At 57.8% G+C, this 742-nt stretch carries 2 protein-coding genes; both read right to left on the bottom strand.

Annotated features, from left to right (window positions below; genetic code table 11):
- The coding region (locus A3754_RS05145; protein ID WP_063519002.1) for a carboxymuconolactone decarboxylase family protein at positions 1-345 on the bottom strand (345 nt) is incomplete at its 3' end.
- Positions 346-363: 18 nt separating this feature from the next.
- Positions 364-742, bottom strand: a 379-nt coding sequence (locus tag A3754_RS05140) for a DJ-1/PfpI family protein (protein WP_197468474.1), incomplete at its 5' end; no start/stop codon positions are given.

The following is a 742-nucleotide window of genomic DNA, read 5'->3' as shown; positions in this document are numbered from 1 at the left end:
GAAGTGTTCCGCCAGAGCTGCATAGGCGGCGTCACCATCGCCGCCCTGGCTGAGGCGGGTCAGGTATTCGGTCCAGCCCAGGGCTGCTTGCTCTCGTTCGCTGAACCAGTCGGTATCGCGCCAGCCAGCGACAGTATCTATGCGTGCGTTGTCCTCCCCCAGTTTACGTGCTTGGGCGGCGTGCATGTGCATGCAAAAGGCGCAGCCGTTGATCTGTGATGCCCGCAGTTCCACCAGGGCGATCAGTCGCTTATCCAGCCCGGTGGCGTCGATGACGGCCTGGGTGTTGAACATGGCTTTCATGGTGTCCGGTGAGGCGGTGTAGTAATTGAATCGGGCTTTCATGATGATGCCGTCCTTTTGTCACTTTTCAGGTAAATAGCGGGTGATCTCGGTCCAGGGGATCAGGCGGTTTAGCTGGATGGTTTCAAACACTTCCCTGGCCTTTCTCTTGCTGCTCATCTGCGCCAGCAAGACCAGTGCGCCCTGGTAGGACGGGATGCCTCCGTTGCTGGATATCCGGTTGCGATCAACGACAACATTGCGGTCTTCGATCACATTGATGCTGGGGAACTCTCGCTGTAACCGGGGTTCGCCACCTGCCCAGGTGGTAGCGGTGTAGCCATCCAGCAAGCCGGCGTGGGCGTACAAAAACGCCCCGGAGCAATTGCTGGCCAGCCATGACGCGGTTTTTGCCTGTTCGGTAAGAAATGTTGTCAGATCAGCGTTTTTAAACAGCGAG

The organism is Alcanivorax sp. HI0083, from assembly GCF_001635175.1.
Note: the sequence above shows the minus strand (reverse complement) of the source record. Positions and strands in the feature narration are given on the sequence as shown.